The organism is Prevotella herbatica (assembly GCF_017347605.1).
Classification (GTDB): Bacteria; Bacteroidota; Bacteroidia; order Bacteroidales; family Bacteroidaceae; genus Prevotella; species Prevotella herbatica.
The window spans coordinates 760,120-777,069 of record NZ_AP024484.1 but is presented as its reverse complement, the minus strand read 5'-3'; the positions used below and the strand labels follow the sequence as shown (position 1 = coordinate 777,069).

Genomic DNA, 16,950 nt, shown 5'->3' with positions numbered 1-16,950 from the left:
GCTTATTTTAATTGTTTACGAATAAAGTCTATTGCCTGTGAAAGGTGATTGTAAACTGTGACTTTGCTAACTCCTTCTTGGTCTGCAATTTCTTGATACGACATTTCCTGGAGATAACGTAGTCTAAGAATCAATTTACGGATAGGAGGTTCGAGCCTATCAATAATCTGCATCAGGCGGTCGAGTAGCTCATTATCACTTTCCAGAAACATGTTGTCATTTTCATCCATAAGTAATTTCACTACCTTTTCTTTTGTCGTTTTGTGTGCAAGGATGTTCAGACATCTGTTTTTCACACTACGCATAAGGTAAAACTCTTCACTTTCTGGTAAAAGGACAAACTGTTCTGTAAGGATTTTAGCGAATACATCACTCACCACATCCTTACATTCGTCTTCATCATAGAGAATGCATCTGGCAAGATTGTACATCTTCTCATAATGTGTTCGGAATATTCTTTCTATGTCAGTTTTTTGCTTCATATACTAATAATACAGTTCTACAATATAAAAAACTAAGCAAGACATAAGTTTTTTTAGTAGTAACGTCATTATTCTTTAAAGTATCATTCGTTTTTATGATTACAAAGATAGCTATTATTTTTGTTTTCCTTTTATGAGGTTAAAAGATAATGAGAACATTAGATAGCTTGGAATATTATTATACCGTATTTCTGTCCTTCCTTGTGCATTTACTGAATATTTTGTTGACTTCATTTGGTGAAGCAAGTCAAATGTTTGAAGTTTTGCAATAATTCTGCCTTTGGTAAAAGGATGGGTTAGCTGGGCATTCAATAAGAAATCATTGGTATTCATTAAACTACTACCATAACCACGCCGACTGTACATCGTTGCATCTGTCGCTATTGTAAATTTGATGATAGGGATTGTGTACTGCAATTTGCCTCCATATTGGTAGTCATAGGCATTGATAGAAGTGAAATCTGTTCGGTCACTTCTAGAGAATCTGCCAGATACTTTACCCGTTAGCCCTGCAGAGAATGTTTCGTAGCGATAGTTTAATTTTGCATTCAATCCTGTTACAAGGGTTTTCACAAGACTAAGATTGGCAGTTGTGTTATTATATGCGATATCAAAATCAACATTGTGATCATACTTAATGGTGCCATCTATATCTAGACTGATTCGTTTTTTAAGGTCCAAGTATTTCTCTAATCCCATTTCCAAATTAGCTTGCCAATTAGGCTTTGAAACATTATCCATTCTGTAAGTATAGCTACCTGTTGTGGTGTCATAATTGACATGATTGCCCCATTCGTGAAGAATACAGCTTGCATGCGCCTTTACCCACCATGTAAGGTCTATGGAATCATTGCGAATATTCGTACTCATTTGTAAATCGTGAGTTATTCTGTTTCTTAGATTCGGATTATTTATGGCTAATGATAGAGGATTAATACTGTTTTTATATGGCATAAGAAGATCAAAAGAGGGCTGCTCTACGTTCATGCTATATCTGATCGTTTGTTTATTCTTTCCAAAGCGACTATACCACAAATTAGGGTTAAATAAAACTTTTGAGCGGTTAGCTATTGTGTCAAGTAAAGATTGATGATAATACATCTGTTCTTTCACCCAATCTACAGGAATCTTTAGGGAGAATATTGAGTTGTTAATGTTCTTAGTAACATTCAATGCTGCCTGCCATCTATGTTCTGTTGAATGATAATTGTAACTATTTGTACCAAGATGATCATCTAAGGAATCTTTGGCAAAGTAGTTTTGCGTTTTGTTATCCTGTCTATTGGTAAAAGAGAGAGACGGCCCGAATGACCAGCCTTTAGGTAGATGTATGTTATACCCCAATTCTGCAGAATATGAATAGTGATTGTTAGCATTGTCGTTAAAGTATTCCAGTTTTTTATATTTAGATAGATCTGCATAATATATACTCTGGTTGGTGCTGCTGTTGTTTGGCTTATTGGTATTATAAGTTCCGTTTAGATCCAAACTAAGGTAGTGTCTCCAAGGTAAGCGAAAACCAAAATTTACATGGAGTCTTGTATCGAACATTTTGTGATTGTTGTTCGAATAATAATTTTGAAGATTAATAAACCTGTTCTGAAAAAGAGAATCTATACTCTCTGAGTATCTCTTTTGGTTACTATAGTTAAGAAAAAATTCAGTATAGAAATTGATATTCCCTTCATGAGCGTAAACTTGGGCTAAAGATAAATCTATGTTTTTGTTTTGCGTGGTTGAAGTTGTGTTTTTTAGGATATTCCCTTCTGAGGAAAAAGATTCTTTGTGATCGATTTCTCGGATGTTATCATCATCCCATTTTGCTAATACGTCAAGATTTTCGCGTGTACGATATCCATTCGTATTCTTCTCAAGCGTAAATCCAGCTTGTTTTGTGGTCTTTACTCCCTTTGGGGATGATGCCGGATCCCAGCTTCCATCCATTCCTGGCTTGTGGTCTTCATTTGTATTGTTTGTATTGGCAAAAGTTGCAATATGAGTCTCGTCACCCATCATAAGACCAAAAATGCGAGCTTTCCATCTATCTTTAGTTCCGGCTCCTGCTTCTCCATTGACCAGAGAACTGTTCACGTATTTCTTTTTAAGGCGTACATCCATCACGTAGTCTTTCCTTCTTTCAATACCATTCTGTTCAGATAGTGGTCTTTCCTTATGGTAAACTTTGAGATCTTTAATAGTGAAGTAGGGTAGGTTTTCCATAATTACTTGATTCTTTCCTTTAAAGAAATCATTTCCATTTAATGTCAAGTAATCTATCTTTTCGCCATGAATGTAAATTTCTCCCCGATCATTGATTTTGGCTCCCGGAAGTTGTCTGACAAGCGCATCAAGCATAGAACCGTCAGGAAGATTGAAAGCTGAGGCGTCGTAAACGATAGTGTCACCCCGATAAGCGACTTGTATTCTAGTTGCTTTTACTGTAACCTCGTTAATATAATGAATTTTCTTCATACGATGGGTCGTGACATAATACTCGTCTTGTCCTTTTTGGGGTTTCATGTTAAATGAGAAATAGTTATCATCATAGCCTTGACAGGAGCATTTAATGATATATGTTTTTTCAACAGTTGGTACATGAAAGTAATATCTTGATAATATTTTTTCTAAGTGGCAGGTAGTTGTGTCAATAACCAGAGGGTCTTCAGACATCAGAGTAACTTTCGCTCGTACAGGAAGATTTTTGATAAAGGAATCAAATACATTCCCAAAAACGATAATAGTCTTCTGTTTGCTAATTTTCTGTTCATCTTGTTTTGAAGCAAACGCAGATACGGAACAGATTAATAACATTAATGTTAAGATATAAGTTTTTTTGCGGTTCATTTTTATAGATTATACCTCACAAAGGTAGTAAAATATTATTTAAAGATAAAAGTAAACTACTTTTTTTATAATATATAAAATTCTTTTTGCCTAAATTTAAGTTAGAGTTGTAATTTTTAGAGTAAAGCAGTTTATCAATCTCTTATCGTTTATGATTTCATATTTATTATAGACTGTCTTGTCATGAAAAACAACGAGAAAATTATAATCGTGATTAAAATAGTTCACAGAGATATCTTGGTCAAATATCAATCTGGATTAATGACGCGTCATCTTCAGGATTGATAATTCTCTCCTTAATTTCGTTTATGTTATTATCGCTTAACATTGATCCTGCTATATTGTAGAGTCCATCGGTACAGAAGAATATGGTATCATTACGAGATAGACTCTCTTTTTTAACTGGGATATCTTCACGAAGTCCTGTACCTTTAATGCTTCTGGTAACTCTTTTCTGATCATAATTTATATTTAATATGTGGTCAGTGGTTAATACTGATAGTGTATTATGATTCTTTAAATAGATACGCACATTTCCTTGCCATGTATAAAATATCTGGTAATCAGAAACAATGGCTATTGCAATGGTTGTGCCCATTCTACATTTATATTTTGCTAGTCCTTTTGTTGCAATAGCATTATCTGCCACCTTTAGAGCCTCTTTCAATATTATTGTTTCTGAGTGAAAATCTTTATAATTGTTGATAATGTACTCTACAGCAGCTTTACCTGCAATCTGTGCAGCAACATCTCCATGAGATAGTCCTCCCATTCCGTCAGCTAGAACAATAACATAACCATTAATGCCCATATTACGCCACACAAAGAAATCTTCATTAATAGGTGTACTTCCGATAGAAAAACTATTTATTTTCATTTTTTGTCTTTATTTCTTGGTTTAGAATATTGTATATATTTGACCAGATGTTTATGATGATATCATAGGCTTCCTTTTTGTCTTCGCCATACAGTCTGATGAAGTTAGTGATAAGGTGACTTTCATTTCCTTTGGAAAGTTCTGCATTAATCATGCTGGCATAATAAATAAGATGCTTATTGCTTAATATATTTTTTATGTCACTAGCTAACCATTGGGCTCCCCATATCATTTCATTATCATGGTTGATATAATCAACCGCATCGGGTGGAGTGATGTTTTGCTCATTGATATATGCGTCGTGATATTTACTAAGGATTAAAAACATGTCATCGGCATCTTTGGAATTATATTCTGCTGTATGTCTATCATTCCAAGCATCAAGTTTAATTAAAAATTGCCCAGCCAGCGTAGCAATGTTTATGTTAAACAATTTATTGATAGTTATAGGCATGCTCTTATTCATAACTTCAGTAAAACACTTCACAGACATTGCTTTTTCGTCTTCAGGTGGCCATAACAAAGTCTCGTCTTCTCCGGCAATATCTCCAAAGGGAACAACATCTACCTCGTAATCATTATCATGTGTTTCCCCTTCATAATAGAATTTCTGATTCGCAGGATCTTTTCGGAAATAATTCTTTTGGAGAATCTTGCTAAGATTTTCGAATTGTGACCAGTCGGATAAGGCAATTGCCACATCAAGATCTTTAGTTTTACGTTTTGATGGATACTCGTCAAGTAACTTCATCATAAGATCTCTGGCCGTAGCCCCTACTACATAGAGCTTAAGTCCCAAGCCTGTAACGCAATCGCTAATAGCTTTGAGTGTATCATATAGTGCATCATTCTCCAGTTCCTTTTTACTTATACTACTTTTCATTATTTATGATTCTTTTAGCTGCTTCAAGGCAACGACTATCTGTCGTTCCCATTAAATCTGCATAGGTTAATATCCTTGGGACTATATTATTTTCAGTTTCGCCAGACCAGAACTTTTTGTAAACAAGAATGTCACCATCAGGAGAAGGTGCCATTTGACCTGTTTTTATCATGTCAACACTATCTCCATCGGTATAGATGGTTAGTATTTCTGGAACTAGATATCCATCTGTAAGATAAGCACCACTTTCACCGCCCCAATAAGAATTCTTTGGTAATTTTATTTTCTTCCAATTTAATCTAAGTTTAGGATTCCTAAGTCTCATCTTCTTCAAGAACAATTTTGGCTTTAATGATTGGTTATATGCCAATTGCCATTCATCAAGTAATTTTTTCCAATTCATGAGAACTCTTCCCTTAGGAGTTTTTATAATATGATGTCGTCGCTTCATTTCCTCAATGACATTTTTTATAGTTCCAAGAGAGTAGCCTGTTTCTTCTGCAATTTTTCTATATGTTTTTCCTACATTTGCCTTATCAAGTAAGAAATAGAAAATAAGTTTTATCGCAGATTCGCTGAAGACCTTTGTCTCAGTCTCTTTGGGTTTATCCAGTTTTTGGCCTGTAATGTGTATATATAATGGTGGTATGTTAATATAGCAATTGCCTGCATGGTCCAAAACATTAAAGCCAGCATCCACAACTTTCATCATATGTTGCGGAGATATATAGCCAGCTATTAATAGTACGGGGTCGGATCCATTCTCTCTTATTTTTTGCAAATGGAAAATTACTCGATTAAAGTTAGCCATGGTTACAAAGTTCTTAACTTCGCCAGACATTTTAATGTCACCAATATTGATATCCACATCATGCTTCCCCTCTCTGGAAAGTTTCACGGTGATGTCATCTCGTCGCATTAAACTTTTCAAATTCGCAGCGGCTTCTAAAGATAATTCTCTTTCATTTACCATATCTGTTCATTATTTAATATCTGTTCATGAATTTATGAACATCGCAAAGATAGTGAACGCTTTTGTAATAACCAAATATTTTGTTCAGAAAATAGCTTTTGTTCATGAATTTATGAACAATGCTTGAAAATTGAACAACATAGACTCATTAATTTTTTGTATATAGCAAATCATCTTTTAATCTTAATAAATAAAGTAATTATTAAATTGTGTTTCATTACGAAATATATTTGTTAAAATCAACTCTATTTCGGGTGTTTTAGTAATGAAAAACTTGATGTGAAACTTATTTAGGCATATCTTTGCTCATGTAAAACAAAACGAACCGCCATGAAGCAGAAAAGCAATACACTTACAAAAGCTGAGTTTGATGTGATGTCTACTCTTTGGGATATCAATCATTCCGCAACAGTTCACGATATTCTTGAACATTTCGCAGAACCGAAACCTGCCTATACCACAGTGGCTACTTATATGAAGTTACTCCTAGAAAAAGGATATGTGGATTATTTCAAGGTGAAAGGCGAAGGTAAAACGAAGATATATCAGGCTAAAGTGACACGCGCTGAGTATACCCGACAAGCCATGGCTGGTGTGAAGAAAGATTTCTTTGGTGGTTCATTGCGATCCTTGTTGAATTTCTTTGTGAAGGAGGAAAATCTGTCTGACGAAGAGATTGCAGATTTGCTGAGTACCATTAATAATGAGCAAGCATCAGTTTCTATTGAGGAGGAGAAAACGCTATGAATGATATATTTATTTATTCAGTGAAGTCGTCCTTGGTATTAACAATGCTCTACTTGCCTTATATGCTGATGCTTCGCAAGGAAAGTTTCTTCCGTATGAACCGTATAATCCTGCTAAGTATTCTCTTTTTCTCGCTCGTTCTGCCAGCATGCAACTTTTCTGCATTGGCAATTGTCAATGAGCCTGTGGCTGAAGCAACAAAACAAGTCTATGTCCAATTTGACACAGTGGAAGTAGTCTCAAATAGTTCTGCTTCGATGACATCGCAAAGTCAATTAGAATCCTTCGATTGGAGCATGTTGCTGCACAGCATCTTGATTCTTGGAATGGTAGTAACGGCGCTTGTACGCTTGCTTCAGATGACGCGTATGCATACCATGATGAGGCTGGGTTGCCTGTGGAGTAAGAAGGAAGAAGGTTGTACCATTTATTGTCATGCCGGTGATATCTCACCTTTCAGTTGGATGAAGAGTATTGTGATCAATGAGAATGATTACAATGAGAATGGTCATCAGATAATCCTTCACGAGAAGGGGCATATCCTCTGCCATCATTCGTTTGACATTCTGTTACTCACCCTTGTGCAAACGTTGCAATGGTGGAACCCTTTGGTCTATATCCTCGGCAATAGTCTTCGTGATGTGCATGAATATGAAGCAGACAACTATGTGCTTACCGCTGGGGTGAATGCACAGGAGTATCAGATATTATTGATTTGTAAAGCTTTGGGGACTAGAACCTATGCCTTTGCAAATAATTTCAAACATAGTTTAGTTAAAAACAGAATTACCATGATGATGAAGAAAAATACAAATAAGTGGGCATACGGAAAGACATTATATCTCATTCCACTCGTAGCACTTGCACTTTGTGCTTTTGCAAGTCCTAAAACAGAAGTGAACAATGCCTCTCAAAATGTCAAAGTAAAGCAGGTAAAGAAAACAACAATTGAGACTGTTGAAATTATTCCTCAGATTAAAGGTGATAAGGTGTATACTGACGCTGAGTTTCAGGCAATGATGAATAAGCAGTATGCCGAATGCGAGAAGCATTTTGGCTCTAATACTTTATCTAACAAGATGATTCTAGTTGACAAGAATGAGAAATATAGTACTACCTATGAAAAGAAGAATGGCTGGTGGGTGAAAATATCCAAAAAGCCATTCTCATCCACCTCATATAGCACTCACTACAAAAAGGTTAATGGTAAGCTGGTAGAAGCATCCCAAAAGGCAGTCACACCTCAATTGATAAAGAAGTAAATCAATTCTATTATTATCATAAACTTCAACTCACCTATTTAGCCCCAAGTTGATATAGATGAAAAAGGCGTATCCTTGAATGATGTGCCGAATGCTATATTATGATGAATAATCTTTTGAAGCTGAAAAGCTGACAAACATAACTATTTAAAAATAGGGTGCAACTACTATAATAGATCTTTCGAGCTTAGATTTTCTGATAGACAAATTGAATTTTGAACATTTCTGCTGTTTCCCCTGCGTTTTTGTGTTTTTTTAGCTACGAAGCTACGGCTTCTCTTGCAAAGCCTATAAACAGAGGGCTTGGCGATATGTAGCTATGTCAATTTAGCTACGGTAAGCTACGTTCTAGCTACGTCATCAATTTTTGTTTGTATAATGTACGTGCAGGCACGCGCACACTTAGGGTTTTGCAAAATACAAGTGTCGAAGTGTCAACTTAATGAATATCAGTATTTTATCGACGAATCAGATGTCGTAAAGTGACGGTGAACTGGCGGTGAAATATCAAGCTTTTCATGCATTTCTATATAGAAACGCAACTGATTCCATATAGAAACGCAAACGTTTCTTCGATGTTTTATCTTCTATTACTTCGTAAAACGCAAGGCGATTTGACGTAAAACGGAATGCAAAACATCGCAAAACGCATCCCAATTCTTCGTAAAACACAATTCTTAATGATGAAAAATATCCCCCATATTTTACCGACGAATAACCGACACTTACTGCCACTTAAAAAGTATTCTAATATATTGATGCTCAAAGAATAGACACTTCGACACTTATTTTTACGAAAAACTCTGAGTGCGCGCGTATGCACACGTACATGTATTGCGGCGTGTAGACTTAAATAGATAAGACTTTGGCTAACAGACTAACCTAAATCTGATTGCATGGGCAAAAATTTTGCAGTATCTTTGCCGAGAATTCAGCGGAATTCGGCAGAACTTTAAAACAAGCTTGATAATTCTGCTCTTGTTTGTATATTCCTTATGTTCCCAAAATGCAGACAACAGTTCTTTGAAAAATTTACTTATAAAATCCATTCCATCGTTAAAACGACACAGATCGCCGTAGCTAAAACGTAGCTTACCGTAGCTAAATTCAACAAACCTGATATCGTGAATCCCTCTGTTTATAGGCTTTGCAAGAGAAGCCGTAGCTTCGTAGCTAAAACAAACAAAAAATATAGGGGGCTCCAAGATATTTTAGAACAATAAACTGCTTTTTATACATACTTTGTAAATCAAAGCACGAGACTTTTTTCACAGAAAAGTTCCTTTCATATATAAAAAATATTAATAGTAGTTCATCTATGCTACAAAGAACAGAATATTATATCTATATTTGCAAAGTGAGTAAATTAGCCAAGCAGAATGAAAATTAATAGATTTCGTTTTCTTGAAACATTGATTGTAAGCAACGGATAAGTGCTGTAAAAGACCAGATATCTTTTGTAAAATGCAGTGTTGAAAAGTGAACTAAATTACTCATTCTGATTTGTCTATAACAAAGTAATAACATTAAAATATAAGATTATGCCATTTGTACGAATAAGTTTGCCGAAAGCGTTTTCACAAGAAACAAAGGATAATATATCTAAGTCTGTCCACCATTCTTTAATGCAAGAATTTAATATTCCTGAAAATGATTATTTCCACATTATAGAAGAACTAGGGCCGCAACAAATTAAATATCCGGAGACATATCTAGGTATAAACCATACTGCTGATATTGTATATATTCAAATCATTGCAGGACAGGGGCGTACATTAGATCAAAAACGAGCTTTATATAAAGAAATCGCTAATCAAATAGCTAGTTCTACGACCGTAACCAAAAACAATATCATCATCGTCTTACTAGAAAATGATGGTAGCCAGAATTGGTCGTTTGGAGACGGAATGATACAAAAACCAACGCATTTAAAATTATGATCACATGTAGTTGTGTTGAACTGTTGTGAAAAACGTTAAGAGGAGCAATAGAGCTTAGAAAACATTTTCGTATACTACAACACAGCGTATTTATCCATATTGTACTTAGTACTTAAAATTTGCTCGTCTATATATATGTCAATTAGTTATTATTCGTAAAACGATCTGTGTCATTGGCATTTCTGTTAATCTTTATAGACTTAGCATTGTGATTCAACGTATACGACAGGGTAAGCATTACATTCTGTGTAGATGCCCATACATAATTAGCTACCGACTTATCGCCATAGAATATCTTAGAACTTTCACGTTCCTGATTAAAGATGTCATCTGCCGTAACAGAAAGCACCAAAGACTTATCTTTCAATAATTTATATTGCATTCCCAGATTCATTGAGCAGCAGCCCTTACTCATCGTCTGAAGACGTCTTGTCGTTGTCTCATAATATGGATTCAGATAGAAGCCGAATCGGGACGTAATCTCATAACCGACATAGAGATTTCCATTTGAATGCCAGGCCTTCCTACCATAAAGATAAGACGGGTCGATTCCATCCTTGAAATTATAAAATTTATTATATCTTCCACTAAGATTCAGAGAACCACGAATCTTATTGTTCATAAAAGCAAACGGTACTGACAAACTGCCGATATATGAAATAAAGTCCGATATATTATCATTAGTCGAGAATCTTACATCATGCTCATTTATGCCATAATAAGTTCCCCAATAATCCTTTATCCACATGACAGATGCATTCAGACTGACATAATGAAACAACAGATTTTCCCAACTGAGCTTATACTTCTTACATGGCATCAACGCTATATTTCCTTGACTATATTGCTTATCGCTGACGATAGTTTTTCCTGGCAAAAGATCATAGAATCCCGGACGAATATTCTCTGAAGAAAATTTAAGAGAAGTATCATAATTATTTTGAACCTTCCAGTTGAATACCAAAGATGGTGCAAAATTACCATATGTTTCGGAACCCTTATCACCATCATTTAGATATTTATAATAGGTGTGCTCATATCTGGCACCGATATACAATGAAGCCTTTGGCATAAATTTCCATTGCAAAGAAGTATAGAAACTATTCAGGTTCTCTGTGATATCATAGTTTGAAAAAAGCGAAATATCTTCCCTATAATCTTCCTTTAACCTTGAAAGATATACCTGCGTACCGACTTTGAATTCCAATGTTGGAATCTTATACATATATTGTCCTTCCAGAATATGCTGATGCCCATTGATTTTCTTTCCCGTGAATCCTGCCTGATTCAAATTATTACAGAAATTCTCTGAAAAATCATCCTTTCCGCTCAATAATCCATAAGCCAACTTAAACTGATTTCTTAATGAATCACTGCTATCATACTCTATATTAAAAGACAGCAGGTCTGGCACATCTTTATTGCTTCTGTTTACCAGTTTCTCTACAATACCGGATGCTGCATATTCTTCATTTTTCTTATTTTTAGCATCATCTCTATAATATGAACAATAGATATTGATGGAACCATTTATGGGCTTTGGAGTCCAAGTAAAATTCATAATACCGAAATAAGCAAACTTCTTTAGTCTATTATCACTAGAAAGTTTACTTCCATCATAGTCATTTTCCTCAGATTTATTATAGTAAGAACGGTTGTTGAGACCAAAAGAAACATTACCTGATAGATTGCCATACTTAAGTAAAGCATCCGTATAATTGCCGTACTTAAACGAGCTTTTTCTGAATAGCTTGCCATACGTAGAATTTGTGAGCTGATAACCATCAAGAGCCTTTTTCTTTGACTCTATACTGATTGTTACTTCCTCAGATCCTAGTTTATTTTCTGCTAATTGATTTGTATTGATAGCTATCGTCTCTGTGTTTGTTGCTGGCACTGTTGACAGATAAGTTATAAGCTGAGAAATTGGAAGATGTTGCTTTACACCATTAATTACAACTACAGGACTTGCTCCATTTACCATAATGCTATTATCCGTAGCAACAACACCTGGCATTCTCTTTAGTACATCTATTAACTTGTCCGCACTATTATTTGACAGATTTTCCACACGTGCTTTCAATACGCCATCGTTATAGGTATAAGTAGGACGATGAGAAGTAACGACAACATTTCCAAGTACATAACTTTCCTCTTTAAGACGCATTACGCCTAGATCTTTCGTTGACTTAGGAAATACAACCTTCTGGGCAGTATATCCCAAACAACTAACCTGTAAAACTAAGGAGTCCTTTTTCGTAGGAGGATAATTAACGTTGTATGCACCATCTGAATTAGTATAACCAGTAGTCAATAAGGTGTTCGTATCATTTACATCATATAAGGCCAATGTCGCTAACGCTATAGGTTTTCCTTTTACATCAAGTACAATACCACTAACAGACTGTGCATCAACAGATATAGCATGTAATACTAAAACTATAAAGAAACAATAAACTATTATCTTTTTCATTTAAAAAAATTAATTCAATTATTACGTTCCGTTAAAACGAAACGATTTTAATTTACTCATAAATATATGATGATTCAGATAGTATTAATATCCTATCGTATATTTTTTAGTGGTTATTCGACTAGACTTATAAAAAGTCAGGTTTATATTAAACTAAAACAAATTGATGTTATTATATTTCAATTTAAAACCGATTGCAAAAGTATAAAAAAAATATGAAACAAAAAACAATAACCTTAAAAAACATCAATTCAGCAAAAGAAATGCAATCATTAATATAAAATAAAAATCCGCGTAAACACTTGGTTTACACGGATTTTCTTATTGATGTTTATCTATTCTTACTTAACCTCTTCGAAGTCTGCATCCTGGATGTCTTCACCAGCCTGAGCACCACCTTGTGCCTGCTGTCCAGCCTGAGCATCAGCCTCTGGTTGTGCACCAGGTTGTGCACCACCCTGATACATCTGAGCACTTACTTCCTGAACTGCTGTGTTTAGAGTTGCTGTTGCTGCGTCGATAGCTGCAACATCGCCACTCTTTTGAGCATCTTTCAACTGTTGAAGAGCTGTCTCGATAGCTGGTTTCTTATCAGCAGGAATCTTGTCAGCGTTTTCTTTCAAGAAATTCTCTGTAGTGAAAATCATTGAATCAGCCTGATTCATCTTGTCAATCTTCTCACGCTCAGCCTTATCTGATGCAGCGTTCTGCTCAGCTTCTGCCTTCATGCGATCGATTTCTTCCTGACTCAAACCACTTGAAGCCTCGATACGAATCTTCTGTTCCTTGCCTGTTGCCTTATCTTTTGCACTTACGTTAAGGATACCGTTAGCATCAATATCGAATGTTACCTCGATCTGTGGAACACCACGACGTGCTGGAGCAATACCTTCAAGGTTGAACTGACCGATACTCTTGTTCTGAGATGCCATAGGGCGCTCTCCCTGAAGTACGTGGATAGTTACTGCTGTCTGGTTGTCTACTGCTGTAGAGAATGTTTCGCTCTTCTTGCAAGGAATAGTTGTATTTGACTCAATAAGTTTTGTCATTACACCACCCATTGTCTCGATACCCAATGTAAGAGGAGTAACGTCTAGCAATACGATGTCACCAACTCCGTTTTCTTTGTTAAGGATAGCTCCCTGAATGGCAGCACCTACTGCAACAACCTCATCTGGGTTTACACCCTTTGAAGGCTCTTTGCCGAAATAGTTCTTAACCAATGTCTGTACGGCTGGGATACGAGAACTACCACCTACTAGGATAACTTCGTCAATATCTGATGTTGAAAGTTTTGCATCACGTACTGCACTCTGGCAAGGTACAAGACAAGCCTGAATAAGATCGTGTGCAAGCTGTTCAAACTGTGAACGTGTAAGAGTCTTTACAAGGTGCTTTGGAACACCACCCTCTGCAGAGATGTATGGCAAGTTGATTTCTGTAGATGTAGAACTTGAAAGTTCAATCTTTGCTTTCTCAGCAGCTTCTTTAAGACGCTGCATTGCCATTGGGTCTTTCTTAAGGTCGATACCTTCATCAGCCATGAAACCGTCAGCAAGCCATTTGATGATTACCTGATCGAAGTCATCACCACCAAGGTGAGTATCACCATTTGTAGAAAGTACTTCGAATACACCGCCACCAAATTCAAGAATAGAAATATCGAATGTACCACCACCAAGGTCGAATACAGCGATCTTCATATCTTTGTTAGCCTTGTCTACACCATAAGCAAGAGCAGCTGCTGTTGGCTCGTTAACGATACGCTGAACGTTAAGACCTGCAATCTGACCAGCCTCCTTTGTAGCCTGACGCTGTGAATCAGAGAAGTATGCAGGAACAGTGATAACTGCGTCTGTAACCTCCTGACCAAGATAATCCTCAGCAGTCTTCTTCATCTTCTGAAGAACCATAGCTGAAATCTCTTGTGGAGTATATCTGCGACCCTCAATTTCAATACGTGGGTAACCATTTTCATTTATTACAGTGTAAGGCATGTTTTCAGCTTCCTTACGGCTCTGGTCGTAAGTCTCACCCATGAAACGCTTGATAGAATATACCGTATTCTGTGGGTTTGTGATAGCTTGACGCTTTGCAGGATCACCTACCTTGCGCTCACCATCTTTAACAAAACCAATTACTGAAGGTGTTGTACGCTTACCTTCACTGTTTGCGATTACTACCGGTTCGTTTCCTTCAAATACAGAAACGCAACTGTTAGTTGTTCCTAAGTCGATTCCAATAATCTTTCCCATTGTTGTATATTTTTTGTTTTAATTCTTGTTTTCTTTGATGTCTGCGAATTTTCCAGAGACACTCTTTAAATAACAAACCATGTGCCAACGACTATACAATGACAAATGGCTGACATTGTGACAGAAGTCAAATGCCAGCCATTTTAAAAAATATATTCTAAGAGAGAGGTTTTTTACCAGATATGAGCACGTTTCTCAATAGGAACATACAACTTGTCACCTTGCTTGATGCCAAATGTATCATACCATGCGTCAATCATAGGGAGTGCACCATTCACACGAGCTATGTTAGGAGAATGAGTGTCTGAATTAACAATATAAGCTACAAACTGTGGTGCTATGTTGCTTGCCCAGATACGACCGTAAGCAAGGAAGAAGCGTTGTTCGGGAGTGAAGCCGTCTTTGTTTTCCAAAGGATTCTTCTTAATAGCGTTCTCAAACGCTCTGAATGCAACGTTTATACCACCGTTGTCACCGATATTTTCGCCAAGAGTCTTTTCTCCGTTAACTTTAAGTCCTGGAAGAACTTCCTGAGTGCTGAACCAGTCGGCAAGTACTTTTGTACGCTTGTCATAGTTTGCCTTATCTTCAGCAGTCCACCAGTTGTTAAGGTTTCCGTTCTTGTCAAACTGACATCCTTGATCGTCAAATCCATGACTCATCTCGTGTCCGATTACACTTCCGATACCACCAAAGTTGGCTGCGGCGTCTGCCTCAGGATCAAAGAATGGTGCCTGAAGAATAGCTGCTGGGAAATTGATGCTATTTGTTTCTGGACTGTAAAAAGCGTTTACAGTCTGTGGAGTACAGAACCATTCTTCTTTGTCAACAGGTTTTCCGAAACGTTTCTTAACTTCATATTTCTGTAATACTACATTAAGGTTTTCAAGATTTTCACGAAGGCTCTTGTTTTCGTCAACTACAACAGCTGAATCATTATTCTGCCATTTGTCAGGATAACCTATTCTGATACGGAAAGCTCTAAGCTTTTCTATTGCCTGCTTCTTTGTGACATCTGTCATCCAAGTGTTTTCCTGAATGCGTTCTGCTAAAGCGTTTTGCAAATTCTTGACAAGTTCTATAGCAAGTTGTTTGCTGCTTTCAGGGAAGTATTTCTTTACATATAATTTACCTACAGCTTCACCAAGAAGATTCTGTACGAAACTTAGTGCATATTTCCAACGAGGTTGCTCTTCCTTTACTCCGTAAAGTGTTTTGTTAAATTCAAATTTGCGATCGAAGAACTTCTTTGAAAGAGTACCTGAAGCACTGCTTACAACATTATATTCCATGTAAGCCTTCAAGTCTTCCAATGGAGTCTTTGCCAAAATCTTCTCAACTTCGTGTATTGGTTCAGGTTGACCTACATCTACACTGTCAATAGCAGGGAAGAAGCTTGATTTAGCTAAATAGTTCCAGTCTATTCCAGGATAATCCTTTAGCAATTTTCCCCAACTCATCTTATGATAGTTTGCTTGAGGATCACGAGACTTAATCTGATCATAGCTGACCTTTGCAATCTGATTTTGTATTGCGAATATAGCCTGCATCTTCTTTTCGGCTACTGCATCATTATTGCCGACCATTTTAAGAAGGTCTTTGATCAGACTCTTGTAAGCTGCTACTACAGCTTTCTGCTGCTCGTTTGGTTTAGTGTAGTATTCTGGATCAAGACCGATACCACCCTGACCAATAGAAACAAGGTATTTGTCTGAGTTTTTTGCGTCAGTGCCTAATCCGAAACCATACATAGTTGTGTTGTAGCCAATAGCAGACAAGTCAGCCATTGCTTTTGCATATTCCTTACGGTTCTTAATTTCGGCAATTCTCTTTAATATAGGTTTGATAGGAGTGATACCTTCACGGTCCAATCTTGCGGTGTCCATATACATGCGATATAGACTTCCTATCTTCTGTCCAAGAGTTCCTTGTTTCTGTGGAGTATTGGCATAGCCCTCTACAAGTTCACGAATGCGGTCGTTGTTTTGTTCCTCAAGATCGACAAACGAACCGTTCATAGGGTGTTGTGCATCAAGAGGATGAGTCTTCAACCAGTTACCAACTGAGTACTCATAAAAGTTATCACCGGGTTTTACACTCAGGTCCATGTTGCTTTTGTCGATTCCCGACTTCAGACCTTGAGCTGATGCCGCAGTAGAACATATCAACATAGCGGCTAAAATTAATTTTGATTTCATCATTAAATTCTCTATT

Annotated in this window: 11 protein-coding genes; 3 read left to right on the top strand and 8 right to left on the bottom strand. The window is 36.5% G+C overall.

What is annotated here, in order from left to right; all coding sequences use genetic code 11:
• Nucleotides 1–2: 2 nt before the first annotated feature.
• The 5 genes from prwr041_RS02985 to prwr041_RS02965 form a co-directional block, all read right to left on the bottom strand.
• On the bottom strand, nt 3–482 hold the full coding sequence (locus tag prwr041_RS02985; RefSeq protein WP_207154847.1) for a sigma-70 family RNA polymerase sigma factor: 480 nt from the start codon (nt 480–482) through the stop codon (nt 3–5).
• A gap of 114 nt (nt 483–596) precedes the next feature.
• Nucleotides 597–3,002: an outer membrane beta-barrel protein gene (locus prwr041_RS02980; protein WP_207154845.1), complete on the bottom strand. Its 2,406-nt coding sequence runs from the start codon at nt 3,000–3,002 to the stop codon at nt 597–599.
• Nucleotides 3,003–3,567: 565 nt separating this feature from the next.
• On the bottom strand, nt 3,568–4,203 hold the full coding sequence (locus prwr041_RS02975) for a PP2C family protein-serine/threonine phosphatase (RefSeq protein WP_207154844.1): 636 nt from the start codon (nt 4,201–4,203) through the stop codon (nt 3,568–3,570).
• Nucleotides 4,190–5,086: a hypothetical protein gene (locus tag prwr041_RS02970; RefSeq protein WP_207154842.1), complete on the bottom strand. Its 897-nt coding sequence runs from the start codon at nt 5,084–5,086 to the stop codon at nt 4,190–4,192. The genes prwr041_RS02975 and prwr041_RS02970 overlap by 14 nt, the downstream gene beginning before the upstream one ends.
• Nucleotides 5,076–6,059: a type IV toxin-antitoxin system AbiEi family antitoxin gene (locus prwr041_RS02965; RefSeq protein WP_207154840.1), complete on the bottom strand. Its 984-nt coding sequence runs from the start codon at nt 6,057–6,059 to the stop codon at nt 5,076–5,078. The genes prwr041_RS02970 and prwr041_RS02965 overlap by 11 nt, the downstream gene beginning before the upstream one ends.
• Before the next feature lie 330 nt (nt 6,060–6,389).
• On the opposite strand from prwr041_RS02965, the gene prwr041_RS02960 reads away from it, so the two are divergent.
• The 3 genes from prwr041_RS02960 (at nt 6,390) to prwr041_RS02950 (ending at nt 10,008) form a co-directional block, all read left to right on the top strand.
• Nucleotides 6,390–6,806 carry a BlaI/MecI/CopY family transcriptional regulator gene (locus prwr041_RS02960; protein WP_207154838.1) on the top strand — a complete coding sequence of 139 codons (417 nt, stop codon included), beginning with the start codon at nt 6,390–6,392 and terminating at the stop codon, nt 6,804–6,806.
• Nucleotides 6,803–8,068: a M56 family metallopeptidase gene (locus prwr041_RS02955; protein WP_207154837.1), complete on the top strand. Its 1,266-nt coding sequence runs from the start codon at nt 6,803–6,805 to the stop codon at nt 8,066–8,068. The genes prwr041_RS02960 and prwr041_RS02955 overlap by 4 nt, the downstream gene beginning before the upstream one ends.
• Nucleotides 8,069–9,609: 1,541 nt before the next feature.
• A complete protein-coding gene (locus prwr041_RS02950; RefSeq protein WP_207154836.1) occupies nt 9,610–10,008 on the top strand; it encodes a tautomerase family protein in 399 nt (132 codons plus the stop codon).
• Nucleotides 10,009–10,150: 142 nt separating this feature from the next.
• On the opposite strand, the gene prwr041_RS02945 is transcribed toward prwr041_RS02950, so the two are convergent.
• The 3 genes from prwr041_RS02945 to prwr041_RS02935 all read right to left on the bottom strand — a co-directional run bounded on the left by prwr041_RS02945 (nt 10,151) and on the right by prwr041_RS02935 (nt 16,934).
• Nucleotides 10,151–12,481: a TonB-dependent receptor gene (locus tag prwr041_RS02945; RefSeq protein ID WP_207154835.1), complete on the bottom strand. Its 2,331-nt coding sequence runs from the start codon at nt 12,479–12,481 to the stop codon at nt 10,151–10,153.
• A gap of 341 nt (nt 12,482–12,822) precedes the next feature.
• On the bottom strand, nt 12,823–14,736 hold the full coding sequence (gene dnaK, locus prwr041_RS02940) for a molecular chaperone DnaK (protein ID WP_207154834.1): 1,914 nt from the start codon (nt 14,734–14,736) through the stop codon (nt 12,823–12,825).
• 173 nt (nt 14,737–14,909) lie between these two features.
• Nucleotides 14,910–16,934 carry a M13 family metallopeptidase gene (locus tag prwr041_RS02935; RefSeq protein WP_207155560.1) on the bottom strand — a complete coding sequence of 675 codons (2,025 nt, stop codon included), beginning with the start codon at nt 16,932–16,934 and terminating at the stop codon, nt 14,910–14,912.
• Nucleotides 16,935–16,950: the final 16 nt, after the last annotated feature.